17 protein-coding genes are annotated in these 14,463 nt (G+C 56.0%); 9 read left to right on the forward strand and 8 right to left on the reverse strand.

Going from position 1 to position 14,463, the window contains the following annotated elements; all coding sequences use genetic code 11:
- Nucleotide 1: 1 nt before the first annotated feature.
- The 4 genes from G5B47_RS11590 to G5B47_RS11605 all read left to right on the forward strand — a co-directional run bounded on the left by G5B47_RS11590 (nt 2) and on the right by G5B47_RS11605 (nt 2,667).
- The gene (locus G5B47_RS11590; protein WP_165098041.1) at nt 2–1,369 is read left to right on the forward strand and encodes a hemolysin family protein; all 1,368 of its coding nucleotides are present in this window, start codon (nt 2–4) and stop codon (nt 1,367–1,369) included.
- Between the two features lie 194 nt (nt 1,370–1,563).
- Complete coding sequence (locus tag G5B47_RS11595) at nt 1,564–1,794, forward strand: spore coat associated protein CotJA (RefSeq protein ID WP_165098043.1); 231 nt, start codon at nt 1,564–1,566, stop codon at nt 1,792–1,794.
- Between the two features lie 3 nt (nt 1,795–1,797).
- Nucleotides 1,798–2,064, forward strand: a complete 267-nt coding sequence (locus tag G5B47_RS11600) for a spore coat protein CotJB (RefSeq protein ID WP_165098045.1) — start codon at nt 1,798–1,800, stop codon at nt 2,062–2,064.
- Nucleotides 2,065–2,097: 33 nt separating this feature from the next.
- Nucleotides 2,098–2,667 carry a manganese catalase family protein gene (locus G5B47_RS11605; RefSeq protein ID WP_165098047.1) on the forward strand — a complete coding sequence of 190 codons (570 nt, stop codon included), beginning with the start codon at nt 2,098–2,100 and terminating at the stop codon, nt 2,665–2,667.
- Between the two features lie 68 nt (nt 2,668–2,735).
- On the opposite strand, the gene G5B47_RS11610 is transcribed toward G5B47_RS11605, so the two are convergent.
- On the reverse strand, nt 2,736–3,551 hold the full coding sequence (locus tag G5B47_RS11610; protein WP_235949833.1) for a polysaccharide deacetylase family protein: 816 nt from the start codon (nt 3,549–3,551) through the stop codon (nt 2,736–2,738).
- A gap of 238 nt (nt 3,552–3,789) precedes the next feature.
- On the opposite strand from G5B47_RS11610, the gene G5B47_RS11615 reads away from it, so the two are divergent.
- The 3 genes from G5B47_RS11615 (at nt 3,790) to G5B47_RS11625 (ending at nt 6,242) form a co-directional block, all read left to right on the forward strand.
- Nucleotides 3,790–4,842, forward strand: a complete 1,053-nt coding sequence (locus G5B47_RS11615; RefSeq protein ID WP_235957145.1) for a CapA family protein — start codon at nt 3,790–3,792, stop codon at nt 4,840–4,842.
- Nucleotides 4,843–5,214: 372 nt separating this feature from the next.
- Nucleotides 5,215–5,469 (forward strand): AbrB/MazE/SpoVT family DNA-binding domain-containing protein, encoded by a 255-nt coding sequence (locus G5B47_RS11620; protein WP_165098052.1) that lies wholly within the window; start codon nt 5,215–5,217, stop codon nt 5,467–5,469.
- A gap of 92 nt (nt 5,470–5,561) precedes the next feature.
- Nucleotides 5,562–6,242 (forward strand): HAD family hydrolase, encoded by a 681-nt coding sequence (locus G5B47_RS11625; RefSeq protein ID WP_165098055.1) that lies wholly within the window; start codon nt 5,562–5,564, stop codon nt 6,240–6,242.
- 121 nt (nt 6,243–6,363) lie between these two features.
- Here the strand turns inward: G5B47_RS11625 and G5B47_RS11630 are convergent, their stop codons facing one another.
- The 6 genes from G5B47_RS11630 to G5B47_RS11655 are packed head-to-tail and all read right to left on the reverse strand — an operon-like array spanning nt 6,364 to nt 13,088.
- A complete protein-coding gene (locus G5B47_RS11630) occupies nt 6,364–7,494 on the reverse strand; it encodes a YheC/YheD family endospore coat-associated protein (protein ID WP_165098058.1) in 1,131 nt (376 codons plus the stop codon).
- A complete protein-coding gene (locus G5B47_RS11635) occupies nt 7,491–8,033 on the reverse strand; it encodes a GNAT family N-acetyltransferase (RefSeq protein ID WP_165098060.1) in 543 nt (180 codons plus the stop codon). Before G5B47_RS11635 ends, G5B47_RS11630 begins: the two co-directional genes overlap by 4 nt.
- Before the next feature lie 9 nt (nt 8,034–8,042).
- Nucleotides 8,043–9,167, reverse strand: coding sequence for a YheC/YheD family endospore coat-associated protein (locus G5B47_RS11640; RefSeq protein WP_165098062.1), 1,125 nt, complete (start codon nt 9,165–9,167; stop codon nt 8,043–8,045).
- A complete protein-coding gene (locus G5B47_RS11645) occupies nt 9,164–10,537 on the reverse strand; it encodes a YheC/YheD family endospore coat-associated protein (protein ID WP_165098064.1) in 1,374 nt (457 codons plus the stop codon). The genes G5B47_RS11640 and G5B47_RS11645 overlap by 4 nt, the downstream gene beginning before the upstream one ends.
- A gap of 42 nt (nt 10,538–10,579) precedes the next feature.
- A complete protein-coding gene (locus G5B47_RS11650) occupies nt 10,580–11,710 on the reverse strand; it encodes a YheC/YheD family endospore coat-associated protein (protein WP_165098066.1) in 1,131 nt (376 codons plus the stop codon).
- 10 nt (nt 11,711–11,720) lie between these two features.
- A complete protein-coding gene (locus G5B47_RS11655) occupies nt 11,721–13,088 on the reverse strand; it encodes a YheC/YheD family endospore coat-associated protein (RefSeq protein WP_165098068.1) in 1,368 nt (455 codons plus the stop codon).
- Between the two features lie 170 nt (nt 13,089–13,258).
- Here G5B47_RS11655 and G5B47_RS11660 point away from each other — a divergent pair, with 170 nt between their 5' ends.
- Nucleotides 13,259–13,603: a YlbF family regulator gene (locus G5B47_RS11660; RefSeq protein WP_165098071.1), complete on the forward strand. Its 345-nt coding sequence runs from the start codon at nt 13,259–13,261 to the stop codon at nt 13,601–13,603.
- A gap of 111 nt (nt 13,604–13,714) precedes the next feature.
- Here G5B47_RS11660 and G5B47_RS11665 read toward each other — a convergent pair whose 3' ends face one another.
- Nucleotides 13,715–13,909, reverse strand: coding sequence for a hypothetical protein (locus G5B47_RS11665; protein ID WP_165098074.1), 195 nt, complete (start codon nt 13,907–13,909; stop codon nt 13,715–13,717).
- A gap of 139 nt (nt 13,910–14,048) precedes the next feature.
- Between G5B47_RS11665 and G5B47_RS11670 the strand changes: the two genes are divergently transcribed.
- A complete protein-coding gene (locus tag G5B47_RS11670; protein WP_025334181.1) occupies nt 14,049–14,330 on the forward strand; it encodes a hypothetical protein in 282 nt (93 codons plus the stop codon).
- The last annotated feature ends 133 nt before the right edge of the window (nt 14,331–14,463 follow it).

Here is a 14,463-nt window from a genome sequence, read left to right on the forward strand (position 1 = left end):
TATGACCGCGCATACGGAATTTGAGATAGGAAGTTTAGTGCTAAACCTTCTGCTTGTTCTGGTGCTCGTCTTCCTGAACGGTATATTTGTCGCCGCGGAGTTCTCCCTAGTAAAGGTCCGGCAGTCCCGGCTCACCCAGCTTCAAAGCGAGGGCAATAAACTGGCCGCCTATGCGCTCAAGGTCAACCATCGGCTGGACGCTTACCTGTCCGCCACCCAGTTCGGCATTACTCTGGCTTCGCTTGGTCTTGGCTGGGTGGGGGAACCGGCGATTTCGGAGCTGCTCGTGGAGCCGCTGATGTTCAAGCTGGGGGTCACCGACCATGGACTGATTTCCACCGTATCGGTCGTTATCGGCTTCTGTATCATCACTTTTCTACATATTGTGCTTGGCGAGCTTGCGCCCAAGTCTCTGGCGATCCAGAGGACCGAAGGCTCGGCGCTGCTGTTGTCGGCTCCGCTGATGTTCTTTTACAAGCTGTTCTTTCCGGTTATCTGGGTGCTGAACGCGTCGGCGAACGGGCTGCTGCGTTTCATCGGCGTAGAGCCGGTGAGTGAGGCGGAGGCCGCCCACTCCGAGGAGGAAATCCGCATTCTGATGAATCAGAGCGCGAAGAGCGGTGTCATCGATAAGGACGAGATGAAGCTGATGGACAACATCTTCGAGTTCTCCGACCTGTTGGCCCGCGAGGTGATGCTTCCCCGAACGGATATGGATTGCCTGTATACGAATCTTTCCGTTGAAGAGAATTTGCGGATTGTAATGGAGACCAAGCATTCCAGATATCCCGTGGCGCTGGAGGACAAGGACCGGATTATCGGCTTTGTTCACATTACCGATTTTCTGCTCGCTTCCCCGGAGCAGCAGGGTAATCTCGCCAGCCTGGTCCGCCCGATTCTGAATGTGCCGGAATCGATCGAAATCAGCCACGCGCTGCGGCTGATGCAGAAGCATCATTCCCAGCTGACGCTGGTTGTGGACGAATACGGCGGCACGGCCGGCCTGCTTACGGCGGAAGAAATTCTCGAAGAGATTGTCGGCGACCTGCATGACGAGTTCGAGGATGAGCGCCCCGATGTGGAGCACAAGGAGAATGGCTATATCTCCGTCTCCGGCCGGCTGCTGATCGAGGATATCAACGATTTGACGGGCATCGAGATCGAGGACGACGAGGTTGACTCCATTGGCGGTTGGCTGTTCAAGGAACTGGAGGGGAATCCGGCCAAAGGCAAGCGCAGAGTCGTGGATCATGTGATATTCGAGGTGGAGGAGTCCACCAGGCTGCGCATTACCCGGATCAACATTCACCGGGAGCCGGGCTTTTCCAAAGCGGATGAAGAAGAGGAAGTCCAGGATCGAAACGATTAAAGCCCATGACGGCCGCACTCGTTCCAACCTTTAAAGACTCGCCCCGCGCCTTACGGCGCTCTTACGGGGCGGGTTTTTATTTTTTTCGGAAAGATCGTCTTAATGGCGGGAGGGCTACATAGATTAGTTACGAAGATAATCCCCGGGAGAGCAGAATTTACGCGTCAGCCGGGAATGCGAAGGAGGAATAGCCGTTGACTTCACAAGCGCCGAACTCCGAAGAACGTGTATATTCGGTATACGCAGGGCCGTTCGATCCCTGTCCGCCGGTGACTTGCAAGACTTATGTCGTGCCCCCGCATTTGTTTTTGGGCTTCCAACCCCCCAATCTGCCGCAGTTTAACCTTCCGGAAGCCTTGAGGCTCGGCACGCTGTGGCCCGCGCTGTACAGTCCGTATACGCCTCAAATCAGAGGAGGGAACTAGCACATGGAAGCAACTCCCTGCGATCCCCGCTATTATGAACTGCTGGAGCAGCTGCAGACGCTGGATTTTGCGCTGGTTGAGCTGAATCTGTACCTGGACACTCATCCGACCGATCTGCAAAGCATCCAGCAGTTCAATCAGCTTACTCAGGAACGGACGCGGCTCGCGAAGCAGTTTCAGGAGCTGTACGGTCCCCTGCAAAATTTCGGGCGCGCGTACTCGAAATGTCCCTGGGAATGGAGCGAAAGTCCTTGGCCTTGGCAGGTTTAAGGAAACGATAGAGGCGAAAAGGAGGTCCAGCGCATGTGGGTTTACGAAAAAAAACTGCAGTATCCGGTCAGGGTGAGCAAGTGCGACGTCCGGATGGCGAAGTATCTGATTGAGCAGTATGGAGGAGCGGACGGAGAGCTTGCCGCCGCCCTTCGATATATGAATCAAAGATACACCATTCCGGGCAAGGTGATCGCGGTGCTCAACGATATTTCAACGGAAGAGCTGGCCCATTTGGAAATGATAGCTACGATGGTCTACAAGCTGACCAAGGACGCGACCGTGGAGCAGTTGAAGGAGGCCGGACTCGGCGCCCATTATGCCAACCATGACTCCGCGCTGTATTACGAGAATGCCGGAGGCGTGCCGTGGACAGCCGCTTATATTCAGGCCAAAGGGGACCCGATTGCCGATCTCTATGAAGACATTGCCGCAGAGGAGAAGGCGCGGGCTACATATCAGTGGCTGATCAATATGACCGATGACGTGGATCTGATGGACAGTCTTAAATTCCTGAGAGAGCGGGAGATCGTGCATTCGCAGCGGTTCCGGGAAGCTGTTGAGATTCTCAAGCAGGACCGCGAATACAAGAGGATATTCTGAGCAAAAAAAATCGGCTGGGCCTGCTCTTGAAGCGGGCAGCCGCGAAAAAACCAATACCCCGCCCTCAATTAGCGGGGTATTGGTTTTGAGGTGCGGGCGGACTCGTCCGATTCCTTCAAAGGATCGGGAATCCGGTTTATATCGGCGGCCCGCCGGCTCGATCGGTGCTTCAGAAGCTCCGATACCGTTACGACGGAATAATTCCGCCTGCGAAGCTCGGGAAGGATGATTTTGAGCGCTTCGACCGTCTGCGTGCTGTTGTATACATAATCATGCATCAGGATAATATCGCCGCTGCGAACATTGCCCAGCACTTTGTTTACGATGCGGCCAACCCCCGGTTTGGCCCAGTCCCAGGTATCCTGATGCCAGGACCACAGCACCATCTGCATCCGGTTTTGTTTGATAATATCCACGACTGCTTCGTTATACCAGCCGCCGGGAGGACGGAACAGGACGGGCTTATGGCGGGTTGCCTGCTGGACCGCTTCCTGTGTCCGGCTGATCTCTTCCAGAATCCGGATGGAGGACGCTCCCTGGAACGAGGGGTGATGGAACGTATGATTGCCGATTTCATGGCCTTCATCAAGCTCGGCCCGCAGAATTTCAGGATACCGTATCGCCTTGTCGCCGACGACGAAAAAGGTGGCCTTCGCCCCGTATTGTTTGAGTAGACGGAGGATTTCCGGGGTGAGCCTCCGGTCGGGTCCGTCATCGAACGTAAGGGCGACGAGCTTCTCCGCTGTAGGCACCTCCCAAACGATTTCACCATGTTTCTCGTAGTATGTTCTGTCTTTGGGCCCCGCCGCCGATGCGGCATTCGCGCTGCCTCCGGCCAGCGCGGCGGACAGCAGCAAGCATAAGGGCAGTCTATAAACCCGCAATTTCGATACTCCTCTCCAGCGCATCTCCGGCGCAAAACCAACACTTAATTGTTGCTCTTAGCGTTAGATTTCCTGAAACAGGCACCGGTTATGCCAGTCCTCCGGAATGCGGACCGCATTTTCTGTATCTCTCTATTATTTTGCGCTTTCCGCTTTAATAGAATGGAACGATATAGTAGAATAGGAGGGATGCTGAAATTTTTTCAATGTAAAGGTTTACAAACGAGGGGGATTCAGTTTGCGCAGACTTCCGCTATTCTTCATTATGATCTTGCTTGCTCTGTCCATTCCGGCTGGGACCGAAGCGTCTGCCGTTAACCGTACAGCGGCCGCCGCTTCCGATATCAAGCTGGTGTTCGCCGGTGATATACTGCTCGACGGCTATGTCGGCGATCAGATTGCCAAATACGGAGTGAATTATCCTTTTGTTAAAGTGGCGCCATTGCTTCAGAAGGCGGATGTGGCCTTTGCCAATCTGGAGACGCCTGTTTCGACTAAAGGCCAGGCCGCGAAGAAGACGTTTGTATTCCGGTCAAAGCCGGGTACGCTCGCCGGTCTTCAATATGCCGGAATTGACGGAGTGACCATGGCGAACAATCATATTCTGGATTACGGGCAAGCAGGCATGCTGGACACCTTGTCCAATCTCGACAAATACGGAATCGGCCGTACGGGTGCGGGAAAGGATGTCGAGGAAGCGTTCAAGCCCTATATTAAGACGGTGAACGGCCAAAAAATCGCGATCCTGGGCGTAAGCCGCGTGCTGTCGGATTCTTCTTGGTACGCGGGGAAGAACAAGCCGGGGGCGGCCTCGGCCTACACGCCGGAGCCGCTGCTCGGCAAGATCAAACAGTCGGCCAAAACCAATGATTTCACGGTCGTCTATATCCACTGGAATCAGGAATTCAAGGATTATCCAGAGAAGTATGCGCGAGCGCTGGCCAGGCAGATGATCGACAGCGGAGCCGATTTGATTATCGGAGCGCACAGCCACTGCTTGATGGGAATCGAGTACTATAAGCACAAGCCTATTTTTTATTCTCTCGGGAATTTTGTATTCAACCGTTCTACACGCGGCGGAGACAAAACGCTGGATTCGATGCTCGCGAATTTCCGGATTGCCGGAAACAAGCTGTCCTCCAGCGTAACGCCGGTGAAAATTATGCACGGACAGCCGGTACTTATGGACGCAAATTACAACAAGAAGATTATTCAATTGCTAAAAGAGCGGTCATTTAATGCTGTCGTAGATTCGAAAGGACAGGTTTCCGAGAGAACCGCAGGCGCATAGTGACTGAATGAGAAGGGCGGCCGCAAGGCCGCTCTTTTTTTGACCGAAATCCCTGCAAAGCATGTGGAATTAGCGCCGGACATAGGCAACTCTAGCGACTCTACTAGAGATATGTTGGAATAAACTTGCCATTACCCCTGATTTTAGATTAAATTAGTAATAACTCAATCTTGGTTTTTGTCGAATTTAGGAAAGTTAATGCGATAAATTTGTCGATTGATATCGGAAGATGTAGAAATATGAATTGACAGGAAACTTGTGACACTTTACAATTCAAGTAAGAGCGTAATCATTTCTATCCGTTAATGGAATTTTTCGCTTTTCTATTCTAAAAGATGGCATAATGTGTTATTTCAAGGGAGGATACATTGAATGAAGGCAACTGGAATCGTAAGAAAAGTGGATGAGCTGGGACGTATCGTCATTCCGATCGAGCTTCGCCGCACGATGGGAATCGACATTAAGGACCCGCTTGAAATTTTCGTCGACGGAGAGAAGATTATTCTCAGAAAATATGAACCAACCTGCATTTTCTCCGGAAGCTCGGAGAATCTGATTAATTTTAAAGGCAAGATGATCAGCAAGGACATTCTGGGAGAACTGCTCGAGAGCTTTAACCAGGTCTAATCCGGCAGACTCAAAAATAATAATACAACGGCAGGAGGGGAAGTTCCGAAGGGGACGGCCAACCTGCCGTTTTTAATTGCGGGGACCAGGACATGCAGAAGCTGATAGTAAGGCCCGAGGCGATGGTATTCGATATGGACGGAACCCTGCTTCAGACAGAAAGTCTGCTGCTCCCAGCCTACCACAAAATGTTTGATATTCTGCGCGAGGAAGGTCTGTATTCGGGGCCAACGCCGCCGGAGGAGCGGATTCTGGGCTGCCTCGGCATGCTGCTGTCGGATATTTGGAAGAACGTCATGCCGGAAGCCGGGGAAGCGGTTCACCGGCGCGCCAGCGAGCTGCTGGCGAAGCTGGAGATCGAAGGGCTTGAGGCCGGCGGCTCCATTCTGTACCTGAGCGTTCCGGAGACGCTGCGGAAGCTGAAGGAGCAGGGCATCCGGCTGTTTGTTTGCAGCAACGGTCTGGAGGAATACATACACAGCATTGTCGTGATACATAAGCTGGAAGATGTGTTCGAAGGCTTGTACAGTGCGGGCGGCCAGGGTACCTCCACGAAGGCCCAGCTGCTGAAGCTTCTTCTGGACAATCACGGCATCGGCAGCGCCTGGATGGTAGGAGACCGTTCTTCCGACGTTCAGGCGGGAAAAGAGAACGGACAGACGGTGATCGGCTGCGCCTATGCCGGATTTGGCCGTGAGGACGAGCTTGAAGGCTCGGATGTGATTATCCGCTCCTTTGACCAGCTTCTGGAGTTGTACGAAGGGACGCAGTAATCAAGAGAGTCAATATAGCAAAAACAAACCCCAACGAAGCAATTGTCATCCGCACGGAAGAGGCGGGTTTAGTCAATCGCTTGTTGGGGTTTTTTGCTGCCGGGACGAAGAGCTTCCCCCGTCACTCCTCGACTTTCTTCGAGGAGGAGGGCGCCAGCTTAGTCCGGTAAATCCAGAGCGCGTATTCCAGCGGCCGCCTTAGCGCTTTGCGGTAGGTTTCCTTATCGCCGGCCCTGGAGAACACCTCGCGGGCCGGTTTGGGGTTAACCTCAAGGACATAGATCCTTCCTTCCCGGTCGATGGCCAGATCAAGAGCGAGCTCGCACAGGTCGCTGAAGCTGTCTTCCAGATAAGCGGCGGCGTCCGTACCGAGCTTCTCGGCCGTTTGTATCGTTTTTGCCGCTTTCTCTTCACTGCCGAGCCACTGCTTCAGCAGTATCTCCGCTCTAATCGCATGACCGCCGCCATGCAGATTGGAGGTCACGCTCCTGGCTGCTCCAACCCGGCCGGCGATGCCGGTCATCGCCCAGTTGCCCTGGCTGTTCTTCTGAACGAGCATCCGGTAATCGTGAAAACGGCCACCCGGAAGGCGGAGCGGGATGCCCTGCTGGACGAGAAAGCGACCGCCGATGCACCACTGGCGGACGATCGACTCCAGCCGGGATAAGGAAACCCGGCGGGGCTGAATAATCCGGCGGTTAAGACGCCGGCCCTGGATGTCGAACATCGAACGCTCTCCCTTCAGCCGCTCGATGCGCAGAATCCCTCTTCCGCCTGTGCCGTTAGATGGCTTGATGTAGACCACCGGATTCGCCCTGAGCATTCGGTGCAGGTCTGCCGAAGACTGATACAGCAGAGTATCTGGCAAATGCTGGCGGAAGCGGCCCTTTTGCGAGAACGTCTGGTGAATCGTCCATTTGTTGCGCAGCGGCCGATTCAGGAAGGTGAGATGGTTGTAACGCGAGCGGAATTGAAGCAGCTGCTGGAAGCGGACGCTGCGCTGAATGCGGCACCGGTCATAAATCATGTCGGGAAAGCTCCGCCATTTGCGGCTCCACTCTCCCTTTGCCGGGTCGAACACAAGCGCATAAATGCGCTGCTTCACGTTGTCGACATCCATCGGCGTGAACACAAAGACGTCCAGCCCAATCTGTTTGCCTTCCACGATCATCCGGCGGTACACCTGCTTTTCTTCCAACTGCCGGGCGTTATTCAGATACAGGGTCAGAATTCCCAGGACGGGTTGGCTCACAGAGATTCACCTTCTTGCAGTAAAATGGTACTCCGGTCCCGCTCCGCGTCCGGCCCGGCGGCTTCCGCGCGCAGGAACCCGGCCGGGAAGGAGCGCAGGCGGAGAACCGGCGCGCCAGAGGCGCTCCGGGTCAGCGCCACGGCAGCCAAGCCGGCATTGAAGCACATCTTCAGGCCGGCTGCATGTTCCGGAGCCACACAGCATTCGAGCGTTCCGAGACGTTTCACCTGCTCCCGCATCAGGGAGGCGCCGATGCCTTTGTCCCGGTACAGCGGGTGCACGGCGATGACACAGACCTCCTTGCCGTAATCCGTCACCAAGCTCAGGGCGGCAAGCTCGGTACCGAGCTGATCGCGGAGAGTTGCCGTCAGCAGCGACGTTCCTGGAGCGGCCAGACGTCCCGGCGTCAGATCCGCCAGCGTTTGCAAGCATTCCGGGGGAATCCGCTGGCCGGCATGGCGGCGGAGAAAGGCAAGAAGCGCGCCATGCTGCCGGCTCCACTGTGCGGAGCCGACGGCGTAAACAGAAGATATCCGCATGCTGGCTGATCACATCCTTTGCGGAAAGATTGCGATTTGGCGGTACAAATGTTGGCTGTATTGAATGATCCGTTCAAGTGAAAGCCTCCGGATGTCCGGCTCATCGAATTTCATCGGACGGGAATTGGCTTCGAAGAACCAGAGACCGCCTTTTTCGTCGACGCCCAGATCCATGGACATTTCGCCCAGCATGTAGCCGGAAGCCCGCTCGATCTGCCGGGCGATCAGCAGGGCCGTTCCGGAAACGCTTTTCAGGATGGATACGGACCGTTCGGGGCCGAACATGGCTTCGAGCATGCTGGAGGGCTCTTCAACACTTCCTCCTCGGGGAACATGGGTCGTGATGCTGCGGGAGCCGGCCAGTCTGGCACCGATGCCCGTCATGCTCCATCCACCCTTGCCGTTTTTTTGCACGAGTACGCGCAGGTCGAAAGGTCTTCCTTTGCACGTCGCAAGCTCAATTGCCTGCTGAACGATATAGCGCGAATCGCCACGTTCCTTTCCGATGCGGGACCAGAGCCGCTCTACTGTCGCCGCCTTGTACGTGACGTTCTTCTTGCCGCTTTGAATCTGCAGCCGGTACGGCAGCTCACCGTCTGCGTGATAGATGACCCGCATGATGCCTTTCCCCGCCTTGCCGGTCTCGGGCTTAAGGTACAGGCTGGTGTGGGTCTTCAGCATGGCCGCCAGCGTTCGCGCGCTTCTGAGCCGCCGGGTAGCAGGCACATGCCGGGCTGTCGCGTTTGAGCCTCTCAGCCATTCGAACAGGCTCCATTTGTTGAAAAAGTAAGGATTGTACAGCCGAATGCCCGGATACTCCAGACATTCGGCGAGTTTGCGGGCGACTGCGGGTTTGGCTTCATCCTCGCGGGTCGGAATGCGATTGTACACGACTTCCGGCGGGGGAAGCTGGACGGAGATCCACGATTTGCCCGGACCCGGAACGTAACCGTTAACATAGTGATTCCCCAGCCTTAGTTCTTTCACGGTGATCACATAAACGAGATAGCCGAGTTCCTTTCCGGTTCGGATAATATCGCGAAAGTTCTTATGATTGCCGCGGAATTGCCGGAACTTATCTCTGGTCGTTAGTATGGCGATGACGGGCTTTCTGTCGTCGGACCGGATGTTCACATATCATCCCTCCTGCGGAACTTGCTGAGGTATAGGCAGTGCTCCAGTATATGCTCGATGGAGGCTTTGCCTTCAGCCCTCAGGGAAGGATGGCGGAAGATGGACCGCCCGGGCTTGGCGTTTGCCTCGAACATCCAGATTTCTTCATTCTGATCAATGCCAAGATCGAAGCCGATTTCTCCAAGCAGATGGCGATGCTGGGTTTCCAGCGATTCCGCCAGCCGGATGGCCGTTTGCTTCGCCCGCTGCAGCACTTCGTCGGCTTTGGCTCCGAATACGCGTCCGAGTGCCTGCTGCGGGGTAAGGAGGGAGCCTCCGTTTTTCAGATGGGTCGTTACGCTGCCGCGTCCGGCCTTCTTCGCTCCGATTCCGACCACAACCCACTGGTTGCTGCCGTTCTTGTGCATATGGAACCGGAAGTCGATCGGGCAGCCGTCGATTTCGATCAGCCGGATACCCTGCTGAACGACATAGCTCTGCAGAGAGCGGCCGTGACGGGATTGCAGCAGCCGCATCAGGCTCTCAAAGGTTCCAAAACGAAGCAGAACGTTCTTGCCGCCCCGGCGGTAGCGGGCGAAATATCCGCGTTTGGGCAGATACGTCAGCCTGTAAATGCCGTGGCCAAGGCTGCCAGCGGATGGCTTATAGTAGACGAAATGATGGCGGTCCAGCATATCTCTGATGAGCTCGGTATCGGGACTGCTGTGCGTTTCGGGTACATGCTGGCTCGCGAAGCTGTCGTTTTCAAGGAGCCGGTAAATGTCGGATTTGTTAAAAAAGCTCCAGTTGAAAAACGGGATTTTCTTCCGGGTGAACCGTTCCCGGAGCTGGTTAATCGCAAGCGACGTCTCCGCCCGCCTGCTGGGCAGCCGGTTGTAGATGACATCGGGCAGCGGTACGATCTTGCGCTCGAACTTGCCGCTTTCCGTCAAAAAGTACCCGTTCACACGTTCCTGCTGCCAATTAATGTCCCGGGGCATGAACGCGAAAATATAGCACATGTTGCTGCCTTCGCGCAGCAGCTGCTTGATGAAGCCCGTTCGTGAACCGAACGGCTGGGCCAACGAAGACGGGCCGTCGGACAGGACGCCCACGAGCGGGCCGATTTGAACCTCGTCGTTCTGCAGGTTCCTCAGGTAGACGCTGCCCGTTTTGGGCACCTTGATGGCGTTCTGAACGCCCGAAGCGAGAAAAAGATGCTTCCCGGCTCGCTTGATCGGCTTGATCACCGCCGGAATGGCGTCTTTGCCGAGTCGCAGCCGGATGTTCCTCTTCCCGGACAGCTTCAGGCTTTTCATCAGCGACCCCGATATATAGACGACTCTTTGGGGCTGCTTGGTGAAATGGACATTGCAAAATGTGAGACCCATTTATGAATCCTCCTTAAGCACCATTGATATCAATCTTCCGGATCATCCGCTTAAGCTTTCGGCGCTTCGGGGAGAACGTCGCCGTGTCAGCAGCAGGTAGCGGGCGTAGGAAAGAGGGTTTTCCGCCGAGCGCCGCGCGGCGTCTTTGTCGCCCGTAATTGTAAATGCGGAGCGGCCCGGCTTGGAGTTGGCCTCGAGCAGCCAGATCCGGCCCTCGGGATCGATGCCGAAATCGAGCCCAAGCTCGCCGAGACGCCCGCAGGCAGCCTCCAGCAGCGGCGGAAGAAAGGCGGCGCTAAGCTCCACCTCACGCAGAATATCATCCGCGGCCCCGCCGTATTGCTTCCGTAAGAAGGAAGCGGGATGGACCGCGGTTCCTCCGCCGTGAAGGTTCGAGGTAAGCGCGCCGCTCGGGCCAAGGCGGGCAGCCATTCCGGAGAGTGTCCAGCGGCCGGCGCCGTCCTTCTGCATGAGCACGCGGACATCGAACGGCTGTCCGCCGCCGGTCAGCCGCAGGAACGGCTGCATGATGAAGCCCTGCTTGCCGATAAAGCGGTCGATCCATTCAAGACCGCTCAGGCGGTTATCAAAGCCGCGGACGATCTCCCGGTTATCTCCATCCCGGCCCTTTACGAACAGTCCTTCGGATGAAGTTCCCCGGAGCACGGCATGCAGGGTTCGCTTTCCGTGTGTGCCTGCCCGGGGCTTCAGAAAGACCCCGTCTCCCAGTTCGGCGAGCATTCGCTCCAGGCTGCGCCGGCCTGCATACCTTCTCGTCTCGGGCAGCAGAGAGGAAGCCCTGCGGCTGCGCCGCAGAAGTTCATATACCCTCCATTTGTCCGGCAGCCCCCTCGACCATGCCAGACTGCGCCCCAGCGCATGCAGGGCCCGGGAGCCGTTTCGTCTTTCCTCCGGATTTCTGCAGAACATCCGGTTATACACAATGTCGGGCGCTTCGGCCGTCGCTTCGAGCCATTCTTCACCTTCGCGGACAAACCCTCTCACTGTCCGGCCGTCGCCTGATACGCCATCGGGAGTGAAGACGATGACGCGCAGACCGTAGGATGGAGCGGTCCGGCACAGTACGCTGCAGAAGGCGGGTTCGGCAACCGGGGAACCTTTGACGCCCCGGCACGTCAGAATGCCGAGACAGCCCATTTCGGTCACTGGCATGGCGTCCTCCTTACAGTCCGGCCAGGTAGCGGCAGTACTGAATCATTTGCTTCACGGACGGTCTGATTTTGGTGTCGTTCAGCGGAGTGTTGTCGTTCTTGGACGGCTTCGAGTTTACTTCGAGCAGCCAAATCCGGCCGGATTGATCCATTCCAAGATCGATGCCCAGCTCTCCGAAATGGGCCGGAATATTGGCCTCCACGCCTTTGGCAATGGCAAGCGCCGCCCGGGGCAGCTGAAGATTTGCGCTCTCTTTGGCGCCGGGAGGGATGGAGCTTTTGCCGATCGCCTCGCGAACGGTGCTGAGGCTGCCGCCCCGCGCCAGATTCGAGACGAAATGGTTGTTCCCGGCGGTGCGGGCGACGATGGAGGTGACATTCCATTTTCCGGTGCCGTTCTTTTGCACGAGCGCCCGGAAATCAACCGGCCTGCGTCCGATCTCCATCAGCGGCAGCCCCTGCTGAATCTGGAATCGGGTGGTCTTCATCTTCGGCGCAACCGCCTGATACAATTTGGTGAGGGTCGGGTAGCTATGCTTGCGAGTGCCCAGCGGAGTTGTGGCCTGCAGCCGGTAGCCGCCGCCTTCTTCCCGGGAAATCCGCAGAATGCCTTTGCCGAGGCTGCCCCGGACAGGCTTCAGGAACACGACCGGATAATGGCCGCACATTTTCTTGAGAATCGCAAACCCGCCGAGCAAGTGGGACTCCGGCAAATAACGCTGAAGGGACGGGTCCCGCCGGAGCGCTTCGAACACCTCGCTCTTGTCGAGGAATTTCTCATTGAAAAAATGAGTGCCATACCTTGATTTTACTTCCGACAAAAAATGCTGTACGCTAGGTTTATTCTCCGCCTTGCGCGTGGTGAGCCTGTTGTTGATGACATCGGCAATGGGCAGCTTCGATCGTTTCCAGCCTTCGTCGTATACCCAGCCCGTAATGGAGGAGCCGGTACTCTCCAGTGCTTCCGGGGTAAAGAAATAGACAAAGGCGCCCTGCGCATGGCAGGCATTCGTTAATTCCCGGCAGAACAGGGTGATTGGACCGAACAGCCTGTCGAGGCGCTCGGGATGCTCTCGGCTGACCAGCACGCCGATCAGCGGCCCGAGCCGAAGCGTCCGGCTTCCGGAACTGTAGGAGGCGTTCAGCACGTTCCGCGCCTTGATTCCGGTCTTCCGCGCCAGACCCTCGCTCACGCGAAGATTGTCGGATCGGGGGACCGGAATGACGGTGACCTCCTGACGGAAAGTACCGAAGGCAAGCAGGATCGGTCCGTGCGCCGGGATTTTGAGTTTTTTGATGAGCCGGTCGCCGAGCATGACGGCGTTCTCCTGCAGGATGCCCGAGTACACCGTATGGACCGGGATCTTTAGCTTTGACATCGTGGATCTCCTTCCGGTAGGCAGCATGATGCCGGCTGTTTCACAGCTGAGGTCTTCATATCATCCATCATATGGAGTCATACGCCCCTTGGTGATTGACCCATCTGCCGAAAGGTCCCTTATTCACAAGGGGGAAGGGGTCTAACAATACTTTTAGGAGGAACCGAAATATGAACATCTACGACAAGGCGCATGAATTGGCCCGTGCAATCAAGGATAGCAGCGAGGTGGCTGATATTTCCGCAGCACTCAAGCTGGTGGAGGCTGATCCGGGCAGCAAGGAAATGCTGGACAATTTTCGCAGCAGCCAGCATGAGCTTCAGGAACGGATGATGGCAGGGGAAATGCCGGCACAGGAAGAGATGGAGAAGATGGAGAAGCTGTTCGAGGTGCTGAATATGAACCTCAGCATCCGCCGCCTGTTCGAAGCGGAGCGGCGCCTCAGCGTCGTTATCGAGGACGTGAACAAGATTATTACCGGCAGTCTGGAGCATCTGTACGGAGAAGACGTTTAAAGGCGCCTCAGGCATCATTTCATCACAAAAAAATCAAAGAGGGTGCTTGTTGGCCAGTTAGATAAGGCTAACAAGCACCCTCTGTTTGTACAGACGATAAGCATAACCGGTTTACCCGGCGGTCCCCTGCTTGCCTTCGTCCGGGCCGAGAATGATCCATTCGTCTTTCAGAATCGACTTCAATCCGTTGCGGCGAAAGGCGCCGACAGGCACGCCCGTCTCCGAATCCGTGACAAACGCAGGTAGCGGACAGGTCGATGATATGACGGGCTTTGATGGGAGAAGCTCGGTGTCCAGATTCCGCACACAGGACCTCCTTCGCGTATACGTCCGGCCGCCCTGATCATGTCATTGCTCTCCGGCATTTTGATAACTCGTCTCATAATTTGGACGGCTTGCTCATAGAGTAGAGTATAGATTCGTTATGAAGGAGCTGTCGAAAGAAATGAGAAAAAGAAACAAGTTCAAGCATGTGGTCTATCTGGTGCTGGCGCTGGTCATGCTCCTGTATGCGCTGCCGGAGTTGTCGTGGGCCGGTTCAACCCCGGTATTTGTGTTCGGGGCGGTATGGGTGGCCTTTGCGCTGCTCGTGATTGCGGCTCACCTGCATTTTATTCTCGGGGTGGATGAGGAGAAGCAGAAACGGCTGGAGGCGGTGCGCAAGGCGAAGCTGGATATGTGGCAGGGAAAATGGAGCGAAGAAGGACGGGCTGCTCAGCGGTTATAGTCCTTTCGGCATACGGTCTGTCCGGAAACAATCCGGCGGGCCGTTTTTTATTTGCGCTTATGAAACAAAGGATTCATTTGACGGCCGTACCCGGTTGCGTCTACAATACAGATACAGTGTAGTACAGTTTTGG

Source organism: Paenibacillus apii (assembly GCF_011043685.1).
Taxonomy (GTDB): domain Bacteria; phylum Bacillota; class Bacilli; order Paenibacillales; family Paenibacillaceae; genus Paenibacillus_AQ; species Paenibacillus_AQ sabinae.

Coding starts and splice junctions, on each gene's coding strand:
- G5B47_RS11590 (WP_165098041.1), top strand. CDS start 2: ATGACCGCGCATACGGAATTTGAGATAGGAAGTTTAGTGCTAAACCTT.
- G5B47_RS11600 (WP_165098045.1), top strand. CDS start 1,798: ATGGAAGCAACTCCCTGCGATCCCCGCTATTATGAACTGCTGGAGCAG.
- G5B47_RS11605 (WP_165098047.1), top strand. CDS start 2,098: ATGTGGGTTTACGAAAAAAAACTGCAGTATCCGGTCAGGGTGAGCAAG.
- G5B47_RS11620 (WP_165098052.1), top strand. CDS start 5,215: ATGAAGGCAACTGGAATCGTAAGAAAAGTGGATGAGCTGGGACGTATC.
- G5B47_RS11625 (WP_165098055.1), top strand. CDS start 5,562: ATGCAGAAGCTGATAGTAAGGCCCGAGGCGATGGTATTCGATATGGAC.
- G5B47_RS11635 (WP_165098060.1), bottom strand. CDS start 8,033: ATGCGGATATCTTCTGTTTACGCCGTCGGCTCCGCACAGTGGAGCCGG.
- G5B47_RS11645 (WP_165098064.1), bottom strand. CDS start 10,537: ATGGGTCTCACATTTTGCAATGTCCATTTCACCAAGCAGCCCCAAAGA.
- G5B47_RS11650 (WP_165098066.1), bottom strand. CDS start 11,710: ATGCCAGTGACCGAAATGGGCTGTCTCGGCATTCTGACGTGCCGGGGC.
- G5B47_RS11655 (WP_165098068.1), bottom strand. CDS start 13,088: ATGTCAAAGCTAAAGATCCCGGTCCATACGGTGTACTCGGGCATCCTG.
- G5B47_RS11660 (WP_165098071.1), top strand. CDS start 13,259: ATGAACATCTACGACAAGGCGCATGAATTGGCCCGTGCAATCAAGGAT.
- G5B47_RS11670 (WP_025334181.1), top strand. CDS start 14,049: ATGAGAAAAAGAAACAAGTTCAAGCATGTGGTCTATCTGGTGCTGGCG.